The 19,927-nt window shown below is 39.4% G+C and carries 20 protein-coding genes and 3 pseudogenes; 6 read left to right on the forward strand and 17 right to left on the reverse strand.

Annotated elements, in window-relative coordinates; translation table 11 throughout:
* Nucleotides 1-91 precede the first annotated feature (91 nt).
* The 5 genes and pseudogenes from NDM98_RS24590 to NDM98_RS08030 form a co-directional block, all read right to left on the reverse strand.
* Complete coding sequence (locus NDM98_RS24590; RefSeq protein ID WP_373370399.1) at nucleotides 92-592, reverse strand: helicase-related protein; 501 nt, start codon at nucleotides 590-592, stop codon at nucleotides 92-94.
* Nucleotides 593-709: 117 nt separating this feature from the next.
* Nucleotides 710-1,230, reverse strand: a pseudogene (locus NDM98_RS08015) (DEAD/DEAH box helicase); the annotation flags it as partial.
* Between the two features lie 33 nt (nucleotides 1,231-1,263).
* On the reverse strand, nucleotides 1,264-2,046 hold the full coding sequence (gene thiM / locus NDM98_RS08020) for a hydroxyethylthiazole kinase (protein ID WP_251606122.1): 783 nt from the start codon (nucleotides 2,044-2,046) through the stop codon (nucleotides 1,264-1,266).
* Nucleotides 2,047-2,119: 73 nt separating this feature from the next.
* Nucleotides 2,120-3,301, reverse strand: coding sequence for an aminotransferase (locus NDM98_RS08025; RefSeq protein ID WP_373370362.1), 1,182 nt, complete (start codon nucleotides 3,299-3,301; stop codon nucleotides 2,120-2,122).
* Complete coding sequence (locus NDM98_RS08030) at nucleotides 3,298-3,792, reverse strand: Lrp/AsnC family transcriptional regulator (protein WP_251606125.1); 495 nt, start codon at nucleotides 3,790-3,792, stop codon at nucleotides 3,298-3,300. Before NDM98_RS08030 ends, NDM98_RS08025 begins: the two co-directional genes overlap by 4 nt.
* Nucleotides 3,793-3,907: 115 nt before the next feature.
* Between NDM98_RS08030 and NDM98_RS08035 the strand changes: the two genes are divergently transcribed.
* Entirely contained in the window at nucleotides 3,908-4,204 is a 297-nt protein-coding gene (locus tag NDM98_RS08035) for an isochorismatase family protein (protein ID WP_251606128.1), read from the forward strand.
* A 52-nt stretch (nucleotides 4,205-4,256) separates the two neighbouring features.
* The gene (locus NDM98_RS08040; RefSeq protein WP_373370400.1) at nucleotides 4,257-4,523 is read left to right on the forward strand and encodes a cysteine hydrolase family protein; all 267 of its coding nucleotides are present in this window, start codon (nucleotides 4,257-4,259) and stop codon (nucleotides 4,521-4,523) included.
* A gap of 187 nt (nucleotides 4,524-4,710) precedes the next feature.
* On the opposite strand, the gene NDM98_RS08045 is transcribed toward NDM98_RS08040, so the two are convergent.
* Together NDM98_RS08045 and NDM98_RS08050 are read right to left on the reverse strand one after the other, a co-directional pair.
* Complete coding sequence (locus NDM98_RS08045) at nucleotides 4,711-5,181, reverse strand: S-ribosylhomocysteine lyase (protein WP_251606133.1); 471 nt, start codon at nucleotides 5,179-5,181, stop codon at nucleotides 4,711-4,713.
* Between the two features lie 55 nt (nucleotides 5,182-5,236).
* Nucleotides 5,237-5,650: a hypothetical protein gene (locus NDM98_RS08050; RefSeq protein ID WP_251606136.1), complete on the reverse strand. Its 414-nt coding sequence runs from the start codon at nucleotides 5,648-5,650 to the stop codon at nucleotides 5,237-5,239.
* Between the two features lie 124 nt (nucleotides 5,651-5,774).
* On the opposite strand from NDM98_RS08050, the gene NDM98_RS08055 reads away from it, so the two are divergent.
* Both NDM98_RS08055 and hbs read left to right on the forward strand, forming a co-directional pair.
* Complete coding sequence (locus NDM98_RS08055) at nucleotides 5,775-6,599, forward strand: YihY/virulence factor BrkB family protein (protein WP_251606139.1); 825 nt, start codon at nucleotides 5,775-5,777, stop codon at nucleotides 6,597-6,599.
* 87 nt (nucleotides 6,600-6,686) lie between these two features.
* Nucleotides 6,687-6,959 (forward strand): non-specific DNA-binding protein Hbs, encoded by a 273-nt coding sequence (gene hbs, locus NDM98_RS08060; protein WP_251606142.1) that lies wholly within the window; start codon nucleotides 6,687-6,689, stop codon nucleotides 6,957-6,959.
* Nucleotides 6,960-7,018: 59 nt separating this feature from the next.
* Here the strand turns inward: hbs and NDM98_RS08065 are convergent.
* A pseudogene (locus tag NDM98_RS08065) lies at nucleotides 7,019-8,514 on the reverse strand (leucyl aminopeptidase).
* Between the two features lie 156 nt (nucleotides 8,515-8,670).
* Here NDM98_RS08065 and NDM98_RS08070 point away from each other — a divergent pair.
* A complete protein-coding gene (locus NDM98_RS08070) occupies nucleotides 8,671-9,138 on the forward strand; it encodes a divergent PAP2 family protein (RefSeq protein ID WP_251606143.1) in 468 nt (155 codons plus the stop codon).
* Between the two features lie 97 nt (nucleotides 9,139-9,235).
* Here the strand turns inward: NDM98_RS08070 and NDM98_RS08075 are convergent.
* From NDM98_RS08075 to NDM98_RS08090, 4 genes and pseudogenes are all read right to left on the reverse strand, one after another.
* Nucleotides 9,236-9,652, reverse strand: a pseudogene (locus NDM98_RS08075) (3D domain-containing protein); the annotation flags it as partial.
* A gap of 92 nt (nucleotides 9,653-9,744) precedes the next feature.
* Nucleotides 9,745-9,957: a hypothetical protein gene (locus NDM98_RS08080; protein WP_251606144.1), complete on the reverse strand. Its 213-nt coding sequence runs from the start codon at nucleotides 9,955-9,957 to the stop codon at nucleotides 9,745-9,747.
* A 78-nt stretch (nucleotides 9,958-10,035) separates the two neighbouring features.
* The gene (locus NDM98_RS08085; RefSeq protein ID WP_251606145.1) at nucleotides 10,036-10,353 is read right to left on the reverse strand and encodes a YuiB family protein; all 318 of its coding nucleotides are present in this window, start codon (nucleotides 10,351-10,353) and stop codon (nucleotides 10,036-10,038) included.
* A gap of 894 nt (nucleotides 10,354-11,247) precedes the next feature.
* On the reverse strand, nucleotides 11,248-12,447 hold the full coding sequence (locus tag NDM98_RS08090; protein WP_251606146.1) for an NAD(P)/FAD-dependent oxidoreductase: 1,200 nt from the start codon (nucleotides 12,445-12,447) through the stop codon (nucleotides 11,248-11,250).
* Nucleotides 12,448-12,774: 327 nt separating this feature from the next.
* Between NDM98_RS08090 and NDM98_RS08095 the strand changes: the two genes are divergently transcribed.
* The gene (locus tag NDM98_RS08095; RefSeq protein WP_251606147.1) at nucleotides 12,775-13,767 is read left to right on the forward strand and encodes an NAD(P)/FAD-dependent oxidoreductase; all 993 of its coding nucleotides are present in this window, start codon (nucleotides 12,775-12,777) and stop codon (nucleotides 13,765-13,767) included.
* Between the two features lie 57 nt (nucleotides 13,768-13,824).
* On the opposite strand, the gene NDM98_RS08100 is transcribed toward NDM98_RS08095, so the two are convergent.
* From NDM98_RS08100 to NDM98_RS08120, 5 genes are all read right to left on the reverse strand, one after another.
* On the reverse strand, nucleotides 13,825-14,946 hold the full coding sequence (locus NDM98_RS08100) for a mannitol-1-phosphate 5-dehydrogenase (protein WP_251606148.1): 1,122 nt from the start codon (nucleotides 14,944-14,946) through the stop codon (nucleotides 13,825-13,827).
* Nucleotides 14,946-15,383 (reverse strand): PTS mannitol transporter subunit IIA, encoded by a 438-nt coding sequence (locus tag NDM98_RS08105; protein ID WP_251606150.1) that lies wholly within the window; start codon nucleotides 15,381-15,383, stop codon nucleotides 14,946-14,948. The genes NDM98_RS08100 and NDM98_RS08105 overlap by 1 nt, the downstream gene beginning before the upstream one ends.
* On the reverse strand, nucleotides 15,380-17,476 hold the full coding sequence (locus NDM98_RS08110) for a BglG family transcription antiterminator (RefSeq protein WP_251606153.1): 2,097 nt from the start codon (nucleotides 17,474-17,476) through the stop codon (nucleotides 15,380-15,382). The genes NDM98_RS08105 and NDM98_RS08110 overlap by 4 nt, the downstream gene beginning before the upstream one ends.
* 24 nt (nucleotides 17,477-17,500) lie before the next feature.
* Nucleotides 17,501-19,273 (reverse strand): PTS mannitol transporter subunit IIBC, encoded by a 1,773-nt coding sequence (locus NDM98_RS08115; protein WP_251606156.1) that lies wholly within the window; start codon nucleotides 19,271-19,273, stop codon nucleotides 17,501-17,503.
* A 256-nt stretch (nucleotides 19,274-19,529) separates the two neighbouring features.
* On the reverse strand, nucleotides 19,530-19,883 hold the full coding sequence (locus NDM98_RS08120; RefSeq protein ID WP_251606158.1) for a HesB/IscA family protein: 354 nt from the start codon (nucleotides 19,881-19,883) through the stop codon (nucleotides 19,530-19,532).
* Nucleotides 19,884-19,927 lie beyond the last annotated feature (44 nt).

Below are 19,927 nucleotides of genomic sequence, written 5' to 3' on the forward strand. Positions count from 1 at the left end.
TTATGCAAAAAACGTTTAGCTCGAGCATTTTGCCCTTTTTTGGTCCTTATTTTATCGTATAAACGGAATCTTATTAGCTTAAACCTTAAATTTAGATTTCTAATCGGCCCTTTTTTAATCCTGCTTTTTGTAGGGTGATGTTAAGGTCACGTTTTAACTGTTCAACCTTGTAAGCTTGACGCTTTTCAAGCAATGTAATGACTCGTCCAGACTTGCCCACTCGTCCAGTTCTGCCTGACCGATGTAAATATGAGTCTGCTTCAGATGGTGCATCTAATTGAATGATATGTGTCACATCATCTACATCTAAGCCACGAGCAGCTATGTCCGTTGCGACAAGAATATGTAACTCTCCTTGTCTGAAAGCCTTTAGAACCTTTTCGCGTTCTTGTTTTGAACTATCTGATGACAAAGAAGCCGCTTTGAGCCCTCTGTATTTAAATTTTTCTGTAGTTTCGGTTAATCTTTCCAACTGATTCACGAATACGATTCCTTTTTGGATATCTTCTGCATAAATCAGTTTGCGCACCGTATCAATTTTGTCACGAGCTTCACATTCGACATAATAATGAGAGACCTGCTCTGTATTCACTAACTGACCAGTCGCTTCAATTTGAACGGTAAATGGAGCAAAGGTGGCCGTTTTTTCCGATAATGTTTCAGGAATGGTCGCCGATACAAATAAAAATTGTTTGTCCCTTCCAATTCGTTTAGAGATCTCAGTTACGGCGTCCCAGGAAGATTTCTCCGCAAGCATACGATCTGCTTCATCTACCGTTACACATAAAACGTCTTTTAACTTTAACTTCTTTAATTGAATCAGCTCTAATATGCGCCCAGGTGTGCCGACTGCAATATGTGGCTTTTGCTTCTTAAGCTTGTCCAAGCTTGGCGATTAATATTTGCTCCACCTATAAATGCAGCAATTTCAAGCGGCTGATTTGCAGATAGTTGTTTTGCGACTTCTAAAATTTGCATCGCAAGCTCCTGTGTAGGTGCGAGCACAACTGCTTGCAGGTTTTTTTCAGAAGCATCCACTCGAGTGAGGATCGGTAATAAATAAGCTAAGGTTTTGCCTGTCCCTGTTTGTGAACGAGCAATAATACTCTGACCTTCCAACGCCTCTGGGATCATCTTCTGTTGAATATCTGTTGGTTCACTAATATTTATTTTGTTTAAGGACTCTTGTAGGAATTCAGGTAGTTGATCAAACGGAAATTTTGTACTCATACATTCTCTGCCACACTTTCTATTCGTTCTATTTTACGACTCTACTTTACGTAGCTGTTCTGCTTCATTCTCTGTTAACAAACCCAGTTGATCAATAAAATCCTGCGCAAATGATCCATATCCTTGATTTTTTGTTTTGTCATACGCCTTCTCGGCAGCCGCCCCATAAAAGGAGACAGCATATGCTGCAGCTTCTGCATAGTCCGATTTATTTACAGTAGAAACAAATGCAGCAACTACCCCACCAAGTAAACATCCAGTTCCAACAACTTTGGTTAACCACTCATGTCCGTTAGAAACTAAATAGAGACGTTCTCCGTCTGTAATGGTGTCAACATCTCCTGTTAAAACGGCCACACAGGAATACTGCTCTGCAACCTTTTTGGCTACGGCTTGCTTATCTCCATCTAGAGAACCATCTACTCCTTTTACCACACCACTCATGCCAACAAGAGCAGCCATTTCTCCAGCATTACCACGTACAATCGAAACATCTACTTCTTTAAGGATCTGGTGACAGATGTCCGTTCTAAAAGCAGTAGCTCCTGCTCCAACCGGGTCAAGAATGACAGGTTTTCCGGCTTTGTTTGCTGCTTTACCCGCCAAAATCATCGCTTCCGTTAATTCCACAGAAGGTGTTCCAATATTAAGCAATAGTGCACCTGCAGCCGTTGCCATATCCTGAACTTCTTCTTTGGCGTAGGCCATTACTGGTGATGAACCTATAGCCAGTAAGCCATTTGCTGTATACGTTGTGACAACCATATTAGTCATACAGTGGATAAGTGGATTCATTTCTTTTAATTGATTTAACATTAGGATATCCCCCTTGGTACTGACACATGAAGAAACCACTTATCAGATTCAGATCTAATAAGCAGCCTCTTGCTTACGCATATTTTGTTAAAAACCGATCTAATCTAGTCATTGCTTCCTGCAAATTATCCATGGAGGTTGCATAAGAACATCGAATGTAGCCTTCTCCGCCTTTTCCAAACACATGTCCTGGAACCACTGCAACACGCTCTTCAAGAAGCAGCTTTTCAGCAAATTCTTCTGAGGTAAACCCTGTGTTTCCAACAGATGGGAAGGCATAAAATGCACCTCCGGGAGAATGACACGGAAGTCCAATCTCTGCAAATGTCTTCACTACATAATTACGTCGCTGACGATAGGCATCACGCATATGCTGAAGATCTTCCATTCCGTTTTCTAAGGCTTCAATCGCACCATATTGAGCCATTGTCGGCGCACACATTAACGTGTATTGATGGATTTTTAACATAGCAGCTAATATATCAGGTGGTGCCAAAACAAATCCTAATCGCCACCCAGTCATTGCAAATGATTTGGAAAAACCTGATATTAAGATTGTTCGATCTTTCATATCACCTATTTCCGCGATACTCACATGGGGCTCATCATAAGAAAGCTCTGCATAAATTTCATCTGAAAACACGAGTAAATTATGTTCTTCCGCCAATTTAGCAATGCCTTCTAATTCTTCGCGACCAACTGTAGAGCCTGTTGGATTATTAGGAAAACAAATCATGAGTGCTTTTGTTCTTGGTGTAATCGCTTCTTTAATTAATTCAGCCGTTACTTTAAAATTATCTTCAATACCTGTTCGAATGGGCACGGGTACCCCTCCCGCCATTGAAACCAATGAACGATAGGATACAAAGGTCGGCTCAACGATAATCACTTCATCGCCTAGATTTAGAATGGCACGCATACCAATATCGATGGCTTCACTGGCTCCGACTGTCACTAATACTTCTGTATCAGGATCATAGGAAACAGAAAAACGAGTTTCCATATAATCAGCAATAGCACGTCGAAGTTCAATCACACCCGCATTTGCAGAATAGGAAGTGAACCCTCGTTCTAAGGAAGAGATACTTGCCTCTCTCACTTTCCAAGGTGTAACAAAGTCAGGTTCACCTACACCAAGTGAGATGACGTTTTCCATAGTAGACGCCAAATCAAAAAAACGACGGATGCCTGAAGGAGGTATTTCTTGTACTCGATCTGATAATCTTGATGTTCGATTCATACTGATAGAACTCATGGAGACACCACCATACGGCGATCTTTATCAGGTTCATCAAAAACAACACCATCATGCTTATATTTTTTTAATTGAAAATGTGTAGTTGTTGAAATAACTGAGTCAATCGTTGACAATTTGTCAGAAACAAATCGAGCACTCTCTGACATCGTTTTGCTTTCAATAACTACAGACAAATCATAGGCTCCTGACATGAGATACAAGGCCTGCACTTCTGGGAATCGGTAGATACGTTCTGCTACCTCATCAAAACCAACACCACGCTTAGGCGTTACTTTTACATCAATAACGGCTGTAACACCTTCTTGATCACGTACTTTGGTCCAGTCAATGACAGCTGAATAACTGAGGATCACTCGCTTCTTCTCCAACTGTTGAAGGTATTCCTTTACTTCTTCTTCTGTAACCTCTACCATTTTAGCTAAGATCGGTATCTCTACGCGACCATTTGATTCAATTATATGGAGAATTTCAATTGCTTTTTGATCCATAATGATGTCCCCTTCCTACCCAAGGATGTTATCTCTACATTTTGTATATCATAACATAGTGAACAACATTGAACGAATACTCTTTTTTACATTTTACTAAGATCCTATATCCAATATGGAGGTGCTTCACATCGAAAAAACGTCAAAATCTAAAAACAAAGTAGCTTTAATTATTATAGATATGATCAATGCGATGGATTTTGAAGACGGTGATAAACTTTTGGAACAGGCATTGCCTTGTGCAGAAAACATTGCTGATTTAAAAAGGCGTACAAAGGATGCTGGAATTCCAACGATCTATGTGAATGATAATTATGGTAGGTGGCAATCCGATTTTAAAGAAATTGTGGAGTATATAATAGAGAATGACACACGTGGTCGACAGATTACTGAGTTATTAAAACCAAGCTGAGGAGGACTATTTTGTTTTAAAGCCAAAGTTCTCTGGATTTTTTGCGACTCCTCTGCACTTGTTACTCGAACATTTAAAGGTTGAAACTGTTATTATGACAGGCGTAGCAGGAAATATGTGTGTTCATTTCACTGCGAATGATGCCTATATGCGCGACTATAAAATTTATGTTCCTGAGAATTGTACTGCCTCCAATACAACGCCTGCGAATGAGGAGGCCTTGCATTTAATACGTGACGTCCTAAAAGGCAGTATCACCCCATCATCGCAGTTGTCGTTTAAAGGAGATACGTCAAACGATATTATTGATCAAGGGTAGTGAGAGGGTATGTAGGACAAGGAGGCTCACCAACCCGCCCTGCGGGGTGCGGAGTGTATGGCCGGAGCGGGTAGCCCTACTCCATTCATTTTAAGGGACAAAAAACCGAATCCTCATTTGAGGGTTCGGTTTTTTGTTAGCTAAATCATTTTTGTCCAAGCGCCTTCACGATATCACGTGTCTAACTTTAGTAGATCTCGCGTAACGTTTCTTTATCTTGATTCAACCAGTACTTCATTAACTTCTTTGCACCTTCTAAATCATGCAATTTCGCTTGTCCGCATTGCTTTTCAGTTGCTGCTGGTACTTCTTCAATCTCAAGCGAGTACTTCATCGTTTCTTCTAAAATATCAATAATCTCGTCTACAGACGGAGTTCCGTGCATAATAAGATAAAATCCCGTTTGGCAGCCCATTGGTGATAAATCCACCACATCAAAATGGTTATAGGGTTCTGCAAAGCGGCGAATATTTAAGGCAAGCAAATGCTCCATTGTGTGAATAACATCAGGTTTCATTGCTCCTTTGTTCGGTTGAATAAAACGAATATCAAACTTACGCACTTCTCCATCTGATCCCACTTTAATCGTACCGCATGGCCGAACAAACGGTGCCTTTACAATGGTATGATCCAGTTCAAAGCTTTCCACAGTTGGCAAGCTGATCACTCCTTTGGTTGTTATTTGATTAGTATATCTAAGAAGGACTTTGTTGTCACTTGCTCTGTTTTAAAAAACTTGTTTCTTCTGTTTGTACTTCATGTTCATCTGCAAATTCTTTAAGATCTTGAATAAAATCTACTGGTTGAAAACGATGTAATTTGAGCCTAAAGCCTTTTTGCAATTGAACTAAGGCAATAGTTTGACGAGAAGACGTAATAAAGGTGATCTTGTTGATCGAATCAGCTGTGACCTTTCGCTGAATGAGTGTCATTCTCCCTAGATTGTACTTAAAGATAAGCGTATTCTCATCAATAATAAGCGTATAGTGGGAAAACATAATCATTAGAAATAAAACGGCTAAAACAATAAAAAGAATTGTAAACGGATTTACTTGATATATCGCATAGAATAAAGACATTACAAATAACAAAATCCATAGAAATTTTGGTTCCCGTGCTTTATACATTGTTGAAACTCCCCCAACATTTATTTTCTCTTCTTTTTATTATACAGGAGTTTAGCATTGGGAAAAGAAGGGGATTTAAATCAAAAGAACTCATCTACACTTACTTAATCAAAGGATGATGAATATGCGAAAAAGAGAAAGTTCCTTTTCAAAACAGCTTATTAATAAGCTAAAAACCGACCCTATTCCAGATTGGTCAGCAACGCTTGCCTATTATTTTATGCTCTCGATCTTCCCGCTCATCATTTTTTTGTTAGCGATTATTCCTTACTTTGATTTAGATAATACAGTCATTGAAGGTTTTATAGGTGATTATTTACCTGAAGAAATAGGCTCGCTTTTTTCTGAGACCATTATAGAAACGGTTAATCAACCATCGGGTGGACTGCTTTCATTTGGTATCTTGGCAACTATTTGGTCAGCTTCTAATGGTTTAAATGCACTTATGCGTGCCATTAATCGTTCGTATGACATTGAGGAAACACGTAACTTTGTGAAAATGCGCCTATTCTCAATCATTCTTACGATTGGTATGATCTCAACCATTGTCGTTACGCTGATTATGCCTGTTTTCGGTACCGTTATTATCAACTTTCTGGAGACATATTTAGCAATGCCAGAAGCAACAGCTTCCTTGCTCAATGTATTACGTTATCCTGTTGGTGTTGTGTTCATGATCTTGTTGTTAACGCTTATTTATTGGATTTCTCCTAATGTAAAGTTGAAATTTAAAGAAGTAATCATTGGGGCTGTTATAGCTACTCTTGGTTGGCAGCTTGTTTCCTTCTTTTTCTCTTTATATATCAGTAACTTCGCCAATTATTCAGCAACGTACGGTAGTCTTGGTGGTGTGATCATTCTTATGCTTTGGTTCTTTATTACAGGCATCATGCTTGTATTAGGAGGGCAAATCAACGCCGTCATCTACCAACGAAAACGATTTATCTAACTTTTTTTCTTGGATATGTATATTATCTTTTCAAAAGGGAAAGGATGGTAGCAGATCGCAACCTAGAAAAAAAGGAGTTGTTAAGACATGAACAAATCAGAACTTATCCATGCAGTAGCTGAACGTGCTCAACTAACTAAAAAGGATGCTGGATCAGCCATTCAATCGGCTTTTGATATTATTTCAGAATCTCTAGAAAAGGGAGAAACTGTTCAATTGATTGGTTTCGGAAACTTTGAAGTACGAGAACGTGCAGCTAGAAAAGGCCGCAACCCTCAAACCGGTGAAGAAATTAATATTGCCGCTACAAAAACACCTGCTTTTAAAGCCGGAAAACAGTTAAAAGACGCTGTGAAATAAGTGAATCTAACAACTGAAAAAGCCAATGGATACGAAATCCATTGGCTTTTTTTGATTTATTAGTTAGCTGAATGTGAAGAAACAAGTCTGGTAAGAGTACGTGCCATGACGCCAGTTGCACCAAGCTTGTCCATTGGCTGTTGATTTGTCCTGCCATGCAGTTCCAGCAATATCCAGGTGAACCCATGGTGTATTTTCAACAAACTCTCCAATAAATAAACCAGCTGTAATACTACCACCAAGCTCGTCCTGGTGCATTATTAAGGTCCGCAACATTACTCGTTTTAAGCATATTTTTATATGGCTTATGGCTAGGTAACTGCCAAATCCATTCACCAGCTGTCTCAGAAGCTTCTGTAACCTTTTGCATCCATGCATCGTTATTTGTAATCGCTCCAGTTGTATAATCTCCTAAAGCGACCACTACAGCTCCTGTAAGAGTTGCAACATCAACTAGGTAATCAACGCCAAGCTGACGAGCGTACGCAACACCATCTGCAAGAATTAAGCGACCTTCTGCATCCGTATTACGAATTTCGATCGTTTTACCTGTCATCGCACGAATCACATCACCCGGCTTCAAAGCAGAGCCATTAATCATATTCTCTGCTGAAGGGATAACCGCTACAACATTTACTTTTGGTTTAAGTTGACCAATAGACTCCATAGCTCCAAGTACAGCACCTGCGCCACCCATGTCCATTTTCATTTCATGCATTCCCGCAGTTGGCTTAAGTGATACTCCACCTGCATCAAATGTCATTCCCTTACCAACTAAACCAATTGCATTCTCCCACTTGTCTGTCCCTTGATATGTTAAGACAATCATTTTGGCAGGTTGATCACTTCCCGCTGTAACAGCAAGTAACGCACCCATACCAAGTCTCTTCATGTCTTCTTCCTCAAGAACCTCAATCTTAAAACCATAACGCTCAGATAGTTTCTGCGCTTCCTCAGCTAAATCTGTAGGTGTTAAAAGATTTGCAGGTGTATTTACAAGTGTTCTTGCGTAATTTGTACCCTCTGCATAAGCTTTTCCCTCTTCAGCCGCGTCTACAACATCTTCAGAAGCATTTGTATAAAGAGTAACAGATTCTACTTTTTTATCTGGTTTATTTGACTTTTCCTTATAATCAACAACTTCATATGTACTTAAGGCTAATCCTTCACCAATTAAAAAAGCAAGTTCGCTTACACTGATATCATCCGTTTGCAACGCATCCACGCTGATCGCAACATCCGTTACACGATCTTCATTTAGTTTTTTACCAATCTTGCCTACAAGATCACGAATTCCTTGAGCATCCAATTCATTTTTGTTGCCTAAGCCAATTGTATATACAGTAGCTGTTTTCGCTTGACCAAATGTATAAAATGAACGAAGCTCTCCCTTATCAGATGAAAGCAATCCTTGTTTCTTTAATTCACCTATTTGGCCATTCACGATTTCGTTAAGCTCAGAAGCTCCTGAATCTAATTCCCCATTTTTTAATAGTCCAATAACAAACACGTCATGTGTTGCTTCTTTTGAAAACTGTGCCGCTTGTTTATACAAACTAACCCCTCCTTATTATTACACTAGTATAACATGTTTTGCTAAAAAACAGCGTAATCTAATATTGACTATCTTTTTAATCTATAAGGTGACTGTGCTATAATAATGGTAATGAATACGTGATTTTGTTTCGTAGGAAAGGACGTCATTGCATACATGGAGATTTTGCAAAACTTCCCTTTATGGTCTGCATTAATTGCCATCATTGTGGCTCAATTTATTAAAATCCCCCTAGCTTTTATTGCAACAAGAAAGCTTAACTTTGAACTTTTCACCAGCACCGGTGGCATGCCTAGCTCTCACTCTGCAGCTGTTACTGCCTTATCTACAGCCGTTGCCATTGAACTTGGTCTTGATTCCCCTGTATTTGCAGCAACAGCCATTCTAGGTATCATTGTGATGTTTGATGCAACAGGAGTCAGAAGACACGCTGGTTATCATGCAACCGTTCTTAATCAACTCGTTGCTGATTTTAACAAGCTAGTTGATGAGGTCAAGTCATGGCCGAAAAAAGAAGATGCAGACAAACTAAAAGAACTACTAGGCCATCAGCCAATTGAAGTATTTTTTGGAGCTCTACTCGGCGTATTTTTAACACTTGGTTTATATGCTTGGATTTTCTAAATGAAAAAGGCAAGAATTCGATTAAATACGAATTCTTGCCTTTTTTCTTTTCTATAGATAAAAGACCTTTTCACAAATGAAAGGGTCTCAGACAGTTTTAAGAATCAATTTGTCCTCTAAATACTTGAACAGCTTCATCTTCATTCATCGCTTCTAGTTCTTCTTGGCTTAATGAACCCGATCCTTTTTCTACAATAAAGACATCCAGTTCTTTTTTACCCAAGCGTTCATAGACGTCATCAACTGTATGATAATATAAGTCAATTTTGTCACCTTTAATAGCTGAACCGGTATCTGCCACTACCCCATATCCATAACCCGGAATGAAAAGAACCGTACCGATTGGGAAGACATTTGTATCAGCTGCAATAGTTGAAAAGACGTCTCTTGTAACGGGTACACCTGAGAAAGTTATGCCATATGCTTCATCGCCAGGAACCTTTCCAGTCGACTCATATCCCGCCGTATAACCAGTGGCTTCCACATGATGCACGGGGTACTTCGACCAGTCTTCCAAGCGAATCAAGTGCACTTTGTTCTGTTTCTTCAGCAGTAACCTGCTCTGACAAGATAGCTTGAGCCGTTTGATATTGTGGTAGCTGTTTTTTAGCTAGAGACACCTGTTTGTATGGATAATTTGCAGCTTGGATATGTCACCTGTTCAGATTTGGTTAATTGGGTTCGCACCCATGTATTTACCTGTTCTGCCTGAACACCAGATATGGTTGTAAATGTTGCCCAAATTGCAATAACTAGCAATACACTCATAATTGCTCGACTTGTAATGTTTCTTGTATGGCGCCTTTTTGGCATATTCAAGAATACTCACTCCTCTCACAGAACAGCTTCTCCAAAATATAGAAGAAGTATTCATATGAGAGAAACTACGTAAACACTCTAAAACATCTGATACCCTCGAACACGCAGCATCTTAATAACAATGCCCGCTACAATAGAACCCACCAAACCAAACGAAAGAACAAGATGGTCCACTACTTTTAAATTAATTAAAGCGGTTCCCAAGTTCTGAAGCTCAAGAATAGGTTGAGTAAAATAACTTCCAAACGGACTTTGATTCACAATAATCAGCACAACAAGCGGATATATAAAAGCCATCAGCCATGTTGAACGCAACAGCATATTTAACAAGAAACCGATTCCAAAAAACATAACTAAAAAAATCAGCATCGAAATGACCAGCTGCGGAATATTCATTGTTGCTTCACTCCTTATCTTCTCTACTAGTTTACAAAAAGGAGTAGAATTCAGTCAATCTAATGTTTTAAGAAGATCGTTACAGAGACTCTGTCTGTATAGAAATGAGCAAGACGGATGCTGTGGTTAGCACGAGGTTTGGGCTTTTTAGCAAGACCTTGCGGTGGTTACTAAGACATATTGTGTTCTCTCTAAGATCTGACTTCTGTTACCAAGCGAGATCTCCTTCTCTCCAAGACCTGACCGCTGTTTCCAAGTGAGATCTCCTTCTTTCCAAGATCTCGCCGCTGTTACCAAGCTAGATCTCCTTCTTTCCAAGACCTTACCCCTGTTACCAAGCGGGATCTCTTCCTCTCCAAGACCTGACCTCTGTTACCAAGAGGGATCTCTTCCTCTCCAAGACCTGACCTCTGTTACCAAGAGGGATCTCTTTCTCTCCAAGACCTCGCTGCTGTTACCAAGCGAAATCTCCTTCTCTCCAAGACCTGACCCCTGTTATCAAGCGGAATCTCCTTCTCTCCAAGACCTTACCCCTGTTACCAAGCGGGATCTCCTTCTCTCCAAGACCTTACCCCTATTACCAAGCGAAATCTCCTTCTCTCCAAGACCTTACCCCTGTTATCAAGCGGAATCTCTTTCTCTCCAAGACCCTGCCCCTGTTACCAAGCGAAATCTCCTCCTGTCCAAGACCTGCCCTCTGTTACCAAGAGAAATCTCTTCCTCTCCATGACCTGACCCCTGTTTCCAAGAGAATTCTCTTTCTCTCCAAGACACTGCCCCTGTTTCCAAGCGAGATTACGTACTTAGCAAGAGGTCACTTCGGTTACCAACAAAAAAAGAGAAACGAACAACAAATATTGTCCATTTCTCGCATCTATATTTTAGTTTTTAAAATTAAAATGGTTTCTTCCCTTTTTTCAATACGAGGCCTACTCCACCTAAAAGAAGAAGGTAGCGGTTATCAATCATTTTTTTCATGAAGTTTGCTGTTCCGCCGTATAGTTTTCGTGATCCTACAGCTCCAATGGCTTCTTTACCTCCAAGTGAGGCAACTGTTCCTTTGATATCTGGTTTAAAGGTTTTTAGTTCTCCGCCGTTTATTAAGGCGTTCAAATTGCTGGCACAGATTTCAGCCATCTGCATGGCAATTTGTGCTGTTGGTGGGTATGGTCGGTTAATTTCTTCGTTAATGATCAGGGCACAGTCTCCGATGATGAAGATATTGTCATGTCCTGGGGCACGAAGTTCTGGTTCGACTTTGATTCGTCCACGCATGTTATCGAATCCTGAGCGTTCAATGATGGAGCTTCCACGAACACCTGTCGCCCATACTACAGTTGAAGCTTTTATTTCTTCGCCTTCTCCTACTACAACTCCAGAATCTGTTACTTCTTTGATTGGCGTGTTGATTTTAAATTCAACGCCACGGCTTTCTAGTAGATTCATTGCATACTCTACTAGTTCTGGATCAAATCCAGGTAGTGCGGTAGGGGCTGCTTCTACTACGTATAGTTTCACTTTTTCACGAGCAATATCATACTGTTTGCATAACTGTGGAACGCGCTCAGACAACTCACCGATAAATTCAATTCCTGTAAATCCTGCTCCTGCTACAGCAAAGGTAAGTAATCCTTCTTCTTTTTCTACTTGATTATTGTATTTCGCAAAACAGTTTTCAATGTGATCTTTAATTTGACGTGCACCATTCACTGTCCATTTGCTGTACGCATGTTCTTTTACACCTGGTACTCCAAAGGTTTCAGCTTCTGCTCCAAGTCCAACAACTAAATAATCGTAGTCAAGCTCTCCGTCTTTTAGTAGAACTTTTTTTTCTTCTGTTTTAATTTCAACAACTTCATCCTGAACAAAATTGATTTTACGAAAATCTACTACGCTTTTGATTGGCATTCTTGTTTTTTCAGGTAGCATCGTTCCTGCTGCGGGTTCATGTAACCATGTTGTTTGATAATGGTAATCATGCTTATTTACAAGCGTGATTTTTGCTTCATTATCTCCCATTTTTTTCTGAAGCCTCGTTGCTGTGATCATTCCACCATAACCTGCGCCAAGAATGACAATATGCGGCTTATTCACGATATCACTTCCATCAGTTTATTTTATAAGTGCGTTTTATGTGATCTATTTCACGAACTAATATACAAAGATACGTTTGTACTAAATCCGACGCAAAATAGACACATCTTATCTACATCCTATGATATGTGTTTTCTCCAGACTTTTCAACATTTTTCGTGTGATTTATGAAAGAAGTTCTAACATAGCCTTATCTGCTTCCTACATTATATGAGAATGCTAATCTTAATTTAAGAAAAACAAGTGAAAAAGATTCTCATCCTTTGTTTTTCCTTTTAAGTACAGCTATAATGGATAAGGCAGGTAATAATTCGGAGGTGTCTAAACATGTCAGAGCAAGAAGATTTATTTGATATAACGATCATCGGGGGAGGGCCAACTGGCTTATTCGCTGCTTTTTATGCAGGCATGCGTAAAGCTAAGGTGAAAATTATTGAAAGTATGCCGCAGTTAGGTGGACAGCTTTCAGCCCTTTACCCTGAAAAATATATATATGATGTTGCAGGATTTCCTAAGGTGAAAGCTCAGGATCTTATTGAACAGTTAACCATTCAAGCGCAACAATTTAACCCTGAAATCGTACTTGAGCAGGCTGTTTCAGAATTAACGAAACAAGATGATGAAACATTTATAATTACAACAGATAAAGAAACTCATTATTCTAAAGCCGTTATCATTACAGCAGGAGCGGGTGCATTCCAACCTCGCCGTCTTCAACTAGAAGGTGCTGAAGCATATGAACAGACAAACCTACATTACTTTATAAAAGACTTAAGTGAATTTGCTGGAAAACGTGTGGTTGTATTAGGTGGAGGAGATTCGGCATTAGACTGGTCTCTAATGCTTGAACCACTAGCAAAAGAAGTAACAATCGTACACCGTCGTGATAAGTTCCGTGCGCATGAGCATAGTGTGCAGTTGCTTGAAGAATCCAATGTGAACATCGTTACTCCATATGAAATTACTGGCCTTAACGGAGAAAATGGTGCCATAACTCAAGTTGAGTTAAGTGAAGTGAAGGGTGAAGGCAAAAAAACAATTGATGTTGATGCCCTTATTGTTAATTACGGATTTGTTTCCTCGCTTGGCCCAATTAAAGAATGGGGTCTTGAGATTGAGAAGAATTCCATTGTGGTGAATACAAAAATGGAGACAAATATTAAAGGGATTTACGGTGCCGGCGACATTTGTACCTATGATGGAAAGGTAAAGCTGATTGCAACAGGATTTGGTGAAGCTCCAACGGCTGTTAACAATGCAAAAGCGTATATTGATCCAAAAGCACGGGTATTTCCAGGACACAGTACAAGCTTATTTTAAAATAAAACAACAAAACCTGCTGATTATGTAAGCTAATCAGCAGGTTTTTGTATGGTTTTATATAAGCGCTTGGATTAATGGGTGGTTCTCTTCTAATCCAGTTACTTGAATTAGCGTTTCTTTTTTTCCTTTTTCTTTAAGTAGCTTCTGTAGCTCCTGGCTCTCAGTATCATCAGCCACGTCAAAATGAAGGGCTGCTTCAATGACTTCAAGAAGCACGCTTGGGACTTGACCTTGATCAAACAACATTCTTGCCGGTTTGATTAAGCGATCGTTAAAGCCAAGTTTACGGATTGGTCCTCGCCCAACTCGCACAATGTCATCTGAAAGATACGGATTCTCAAAACGTCCAATAATCTTTGTGATGTAGGCTTCATGTTCAGCTTTGTCAAAACCATATTCTTGGACAAGCACGAGTTTGGTCTCATTTAAACCTGCTTGAACCTTATGTTTCACGTCTTGATCTTCCATCGCTTCTTTAATCGTTGTTAAGCCTTTTTCATAACCAAAATACGCGGCTAAAGCATGTCCCGTATTAACAGTGAACAGCTTACGTTCAATAAAAGGAATGAGATCATCTACGTACGTCACGCCTTCAATCGCTGCATTGTCACCTTTTAATGATGGCTTTTCAACTACCCACTCAAAAAATGGTTCAACGGAAACAGCAAGAATATCTTCGTTTTTTTGATTAGGAACAATACGATCAACTGCGGCATCAGCAAAACCGGTTTTCTGAATGATGGTTGCCCACTCTGATTCAGAAACCTGATCCTTTGTATATTCCTTTAATGTCGATGTCGCACGGATAGCATTTTCACAAGCGATTACATCGACTGGTTTAGCATCTGCTGCACGTTGCTTTAGCCCTTTCGCCAATGTTGGTGCAATGAATTTAAGAACAGTAGGACCAACAGCCGTTGTAATTAAATCAGCTGTAGCAATCTCATGTACTAAGGCATCTTCTTCTTGATTACTATGAAGTCCACGAACACCTGTAACAAGCTCCTGTCCTCCTTCTTCACTAGCAATTGTAACTGTATATTCTCCACGGTTATTTAATTCAGATATCACAGCTTCATTTACATCTGCAAATACTACCTCGTAACCTGCACGGCTTAAAAGGGCGCCAATAAATCCGCGCCCAATATTACCTGCTCCAAAATGTACAGCTTTCATTATTCATTCACCTCTGAGAAAAATGCAAGCACTTCATCAGATGTTTTAGATGTTAATAACTTCTCAACATTTTCTTCCTCGGAGCAAGCAATCGCGATTTTTGATAGGATCTCTAAATGTTCGTTTCCTTTTCCTGCAATGCCAATAACAAGACGGACATCATTTCCATCCCAATCAATTGCGTCGTTATAAAGAAGAATGGAGATTCCTGATTCCTTCACTTCCCCTTTTGCTTCCTCTGTACCATGAGGAATCGCAAGCATATTCCCCATAAATGTAGATGTTAATTCTTCACGTTCGTGCATTTTTGCTACATATTCAGCCGTCACGTATCCACGCTCAGACAGAAGTGTTCCTGCCTCTTCAATGGCTTCTTTTTTTGTTTTAGCTTGTGCATTTACTACAATATTGTCTTGTTTCAGAATAGAATTTGTCATAATTTGTGCACTCCTTTTTGTACTAGCTTTTGAATATATTCAAAACAATGCTGACTAATTAGTTTCTTAATCTCTGCCTCTGTGCCAGTTTCCATGATGCGTGTATGTTCATCACTTGAGATGAGCATCACACTTAAGCTACTTAGCAAATCAAGCAGGTTCTGGTTGGCATCAATTGGTGCCAACATTAAAATGACCCTATTTACAATGACGGGCTTATCACCCATCGAGGCAAGAGATTCTTCCACATCAAGTCGAAGCATTGTAAAGACCGGTTTTAATACTTGCTCTGTTCTAGTATGAAATAAAGCCAGATTTGTATCAGGTATTCCAAGTCCACCTAAACGTTCTCGTTGTAGTAGGGCTTCAAAAACAGGAACTGCATCCGTTACACAACCTGCTTCTTCAAGTTCTGTACAAACATGAGCAAGAGCCTCGTCCATTACTTTACCCTTTTTTAGGGAAAATGAATCTATTATTAACGCAACATCCTGGCTAAGCAGTGATAACTGTTCAAAAAACGTTTCAGGTATATTAGCTCCAACCATTTTTTGCTCATTTGCTACAGGTCGACTTACAATTGGACGCTTTTTCTTTACTGATTTAATATGCTGCCTTATTTGTTCCGTTTCTTCTTTTGATAAAAATGGTTTCACTAAAAAATATTGCTCACTTTGAGTTAAGGGTACAGTTGAGATAATGAGATCGTAGTACCTGGCTTCGTGTTTATTAAAATCAAATAACGAAACATTGTCGATCTGTTCAATTTCTGGGAACTCTTTCTCAAGTCGACTTGCTAAGAGTTTTGATGAGCCGATCCCACTTGAGCAGATAACCATAGCCTTCAAAGGATTTTTTTGATTTTGTCGTTCAATAGCAGAACCAAAATGCATCACTAAAAACCCAATCTCTTCCTCAGGGACAATTAGTGGATCAAACACTTTCTCCGTTACTTCTTTAACTCGTTTATATAAACTGGCGTAGTTTTGCTTAATTCTTTCAAGTAAAGGATTATGAATTTTCATCCCATGATTCATTCTGTAAAGCGCCGGCTCAAGATGTGAAATCAGCCCCGGATATAGAGAATGATCGTCAAAACTAAGCTCCAGATTGTTTTCCATTTGTTTAATAAGACGATCTGCATAATAAGAGAGTTCAGTGTACTCTTCATTATTAAATAAATTGTACTCCTTTTGAATCTTTGCTCCTCGAAGATGCATAACAATGTAGCCAATCTCTTCTTCAGGAATGGAGATAGAGAAAATATTTTCTAAAGAAATCGCTAATGTTTTGGCTAACTCATACACTGTTTCCTGTTGCAATTCGGATAATTGTTCTTCATCCATTTGCACTTTCTCACCCTGCTGAATTCGTTCAATCGCCAATGCTAAATGAACAATAAGCCCAATATAAGAGGAGTCGGCCATTTGCCCATTAGAATGTGTCCGAAGATCCTCAACCGCTTCTTGAACACGTTGGATTTTTTTTGCGTCTACAATATCAAGTAAACGCTCTGAGATTGATTCAGTTTCTGATTGATCAGAAGAGTAGTCTCCTACTGAGTGATAAAAATTACTCTCACTAATATTCTCAGTGATTAAACGGCTTAAACTACGTCTGATATTTGTTTCAGAGCCTGCTACCTCAACTCCATACCCGCGACGCCTTATGAGAGTTAGGTGATATGAAGATAGCCACTCTTCGACTTTTGTCAAATCATGGCTGACTGTTGCAACTGTTACATTTAATTCTTCTGCAAGAGAAAAAAGCTTTACTGGCTCCTGCTTTTCAAGCAAGGCTACAAGTAAAAGCAACTGTCGTTCTTCAGGAGTATATTCACTTGGCTCCAACGAAGCTAAATCATTCTTTAATTGAATAAGATCCTCTTGTGCTCCAAGAATCTGATATCCCTTCGTCAAATCTTTATGTAAAGTGAGGTCATAGTCTGACATGACCCCACTCAAGCCTTTTAGATCTCGTTGAATTGTTCTAGTACTAACATCAAGAGAAGAGGCTAATTCACGTAAATCTAATTGATTCTGCTCATTAAGTAGAAGTTTTAACAGCTGTCTTTCTCTAGCTGGAATATACATGAACTCCCCTCCTCTTTTGTGATGTTATTTTAAACGATCAATGAGTTCATCGTACTTCGGACTGTTCATGAAGTTCTCAACTGAAATGTGCTCTGCATTAGGTTGCTTTTGTTTCGCACGATCTGTTAAGTCCTTGTGAGTTACAACAACATCCGCATCGGCCGGAATATTGCTAATAGATGTATTCGATACTGACACATCAAGCTCAGCTTTTTTCACTTTGTTTTTAAGAATTGATGCACCCATTGCACTTGATCCCATTCCAGCATCACATGCAAAGATGATCTTCTGAATGTCTTCTTTTGATTTCTGACCATCAACAGCTGCAGGTACAGAAGTCTCGCTGCTACCGTTTTGAAGCTCTTCAATGATTTCATTATAACGCGGGCTGTTCATGAAGTTATCTACTGATACATGAATAGCATCCGATTTTTTTGATTTTGCACGATCGGTTAAATCTTTGTGTGTAATGACAAGGTCAGCATCATCAGGGATATTACTAATAGATGTGTTGATAACCTCAGTATCAAGGCCTGCTTTCTTCACACGATCACGCATGATTGATGCACCCATCGCACTTGATCCCATTCCAGCATCACATGCAAAGACAATTTTGTTTACGTCTGCGTATGAAGCTGTTTTATTTTCAGAACTTGAACCATTAAGAGATGCAGAAACACCGCTCTTTTTGCCTTTCATTGCTTCCATTTTGCTTGTTGCATCAGCAAGATTTTCTTCCTCACCTTTGCGGTCGAACTTAAGGATTAATGAACCTATTGCAAAAGATACTGCTGCAGCTGCAAGCACTCCTAGAAGGACGTAAAAGTAATCACCGGGTGCTGCAAGTCCAATAATAGGAATAATACTTCCTGGAGATGCAGGGCTAACTAGACCAACATCAAATGCGCTAAAAACAAATACACCAGTCATTCCACCAAAGATAACTGCAAGAAACATTAGTGGTTTCATTAGTACATACGGGAAGTAAATTTCATGAATACCACCGAAGAAGTGAATAACACCTGCACCATACGCTGAAGCTTTAGATGCTCCCTTACCAAAGAACATAAATGCAAGTAAAACACCAATACCAGGACCTGGATTAGCTTCCAAAAGATAAAAAATTGATTTTCCGGTTTCTCTTACTTGTTCAATCGAGATAGGTGTTAAAATCCCATGATTAATGGCATTGTTTAGGAACATAACCTTTGCAGGCTCAATGAAAATACTTGCTAAAGGTAATAATCCCAAGCCAATAATGGTTTCAGCTCCAAGACCCATTAAAGTTGTTAATCCAGATACAAGTGGAGCAACAGCTAATGAACCAAAGCAAGCTAAGATAACGGCTAGGATACCAGCAGAGAAGTTGTTAACTAACATCTCAAAACCTTGTTTCACCTTACCGTCTAACTTTTGATCGACTTTCTTAATTAAATAACCACCTAGTGGACCCATGATCATGGCACCAATAAACATTGGAACATCTGTTGCTGCAATGACACCCATTGTCGCCGTCGCACCAACAACCCCACCTCGGAAATCGTGGAGAATTCGACCACCAGTAAATGCGATTAACAGTGGAAGAAGATATGTGATCATCGGGCTAACCATTGCTTCTAGAAACGAAACGGACTCAGCTGGCGAGCTACCTTCACCATAGTAAGCAGTTACGCCTGCAAAAATTGCAGTAATAATTCCCCATGCAATAAATGCACCGATATTTGGCATAATCATGCTACTAAGATTACTACCGAACTTTTGAATCTTTGAACGAATGCTGGTTTTTTCTGCCATCATTGTTCCCCCTTTTTACTAATGAATTAAATAAATGCTATTTCATATTCCTATTTTATATGGTTGTAAACGCTTCATTCAACCAAATGTTTATGCAGTTTCGTCACATCTCGCCGCGACAACATTTAATAACTTTATACCTATGTAATATTCAAACTTGTCTTACTTTTAACGTTCCCTTTCATAAACAATCATAATCATAAAAAAACCATTTAACAAAGACCTGCTAAATGGTTTTTTTAATGAATATCTAATTTGTTTAGCAATCACCTGGCGCTCCTGCGTTAGTAGCTGTACGGAAAGACGTACCGCACCCACACGAAGCAATGGCATTTGGATTATCAATCGTAAATCCTCCGCCCATCAAATTCTGCTTATAATCTATAACTAATCCTTTAATGACTGGAGCACTTTCCTCATCAACTAGTACGGATAATCCATTAATTTCTACCTTCGTATCTTGGGGTGACTGTTCGTTATCAAAACCCATGCCGTAAGAAAGACCGCTACATCCGCCACCTTTTACTCCAACTCGAAGCATAAGTGTGTCATCTTCTTCAGCTTTCATCATTTCTTTTATATGGCCAACCGCTGCATCTGTTAATGTAATCATGATTACCCTCCTATCATTTCACTATATGCTTATTATAGTACGAT

It is taken from the genome of Alkalicoccobacillus plakortidis, from assembly GCF_023703085.1.
GTDB lineage: Bacteria > Bacillota > Bacilli > Bacillales > Bacillaceae_D > Alkalicoccobacillus > Alkalicoccobacillus plakortidis.

Excerpts from the sequence above, each read along its gene's own strand:
- thiM (WP_251606122.1), bottom strand. The coding sequence starts at position 2,046 with ATGTTAAATCAATTAAAAGAAATGAATCCACTTATCCACTGTATGACT.
- NDM98_RS08025 (WP_373370362.1), bottom strand. The coding sequence starts at position 3,301 with ATGAGTTCTATCAGTATGAATCGAACATCAAGATTATCAGATCGAGTA.
- NDM98_RS08030 (WP_251606125.1), bottom strand. The coding sequence starts at position 3,792 with ATGGATCAAAAAGCAATTGAAATTCTCCATATAATTGAATCAAATGGT.
- NDM98_RS08035 (WP_251606128.1), top strand. The coding sequence starts at position 3,908 with ATGGAGGTGCTTCACATCGAAAAAACGTCAAAATCTAAAAACAAAGTA.
- NDM98_RS08050 (WP_251606136.1), bottom strand. The coding sequence starts at position 5,650 with ATGTATAAAGCACGGGAACCAAAATTTCTATGGATTTTGTTATTTGTA.
- NDM98_RS08055 (WP_251606139.1), top strand. The coding sequence starts at position 5,775 with ATGCGAAAAAGAGAAAGTTCCTTTTCAAAACAGCTTATTAATAAGCTA.
- hbs (WP_251606142.1), top strand. The coding sequence starts at position 6,687 with ATGAACAAATCAGAACTTATCCATGCAGTAGCTGAACGTGCTCAACTA.
- NDM98_RS08070 (WP_251606143.1), top strand. The coding sequence starts at position 8,671 with ATGGAGATTTTGCAAAACTTCCCTTTATGGTCTGCATTAATTGCCATC.
- NDM98_RS08085 (WP_251606145.1), bottom strand. The coding sequence starts at position 10,353 with ATGAATATTCCGCAGCTGGTCATTTCGATGCTGATTTTTTTAGTTATG.
- NDM98_RS08095 (WP_251606147.1), top strand. The coding sequence starts at position 12,775 with ATGTCAGAGCAAGAAGATTTATTTGATATAACGATCATCGGGGGAGGG.
- NDM98_RS08100 (WP_251606148.1), bottom strand. The coding sequence starts at position 14,946 with ATGAAAGCTGTACATTTTGGAGCAGGTAATATTGGGCGCGGATTTATT.
- NDM98_RS08105 (WP_251606150.1), bottom strand. The coding sequence starts at position 15,383 with ATGACAAATTCTATTCTGAAACAAGACAATATTGTAGTAAATGCACAA.
- NDM98_RS08110 (WP_251606153.1), bottom strand. The coding sequence starts at position 17,476 with ATGTATATTCCAGCTAGAGAAAGACAGCTGTTAAAACTTCTACTTAAT.
- NDM98_RS08115 (WP_251606156.1), bottom strand. The coding sequence starts at position 19,273 with ATGATGGCAGAAAAAACCAGCATTCGTTCAAAGATTCAAAAGTTCGGT.
- NDM98_RS08120 (WP_251606158.1), bottom strand. The coding sequence starts at position 19,883 with ATGATTACATTAACAGATGCAGCGGTTGGCCATATAAAAGAAATGATG.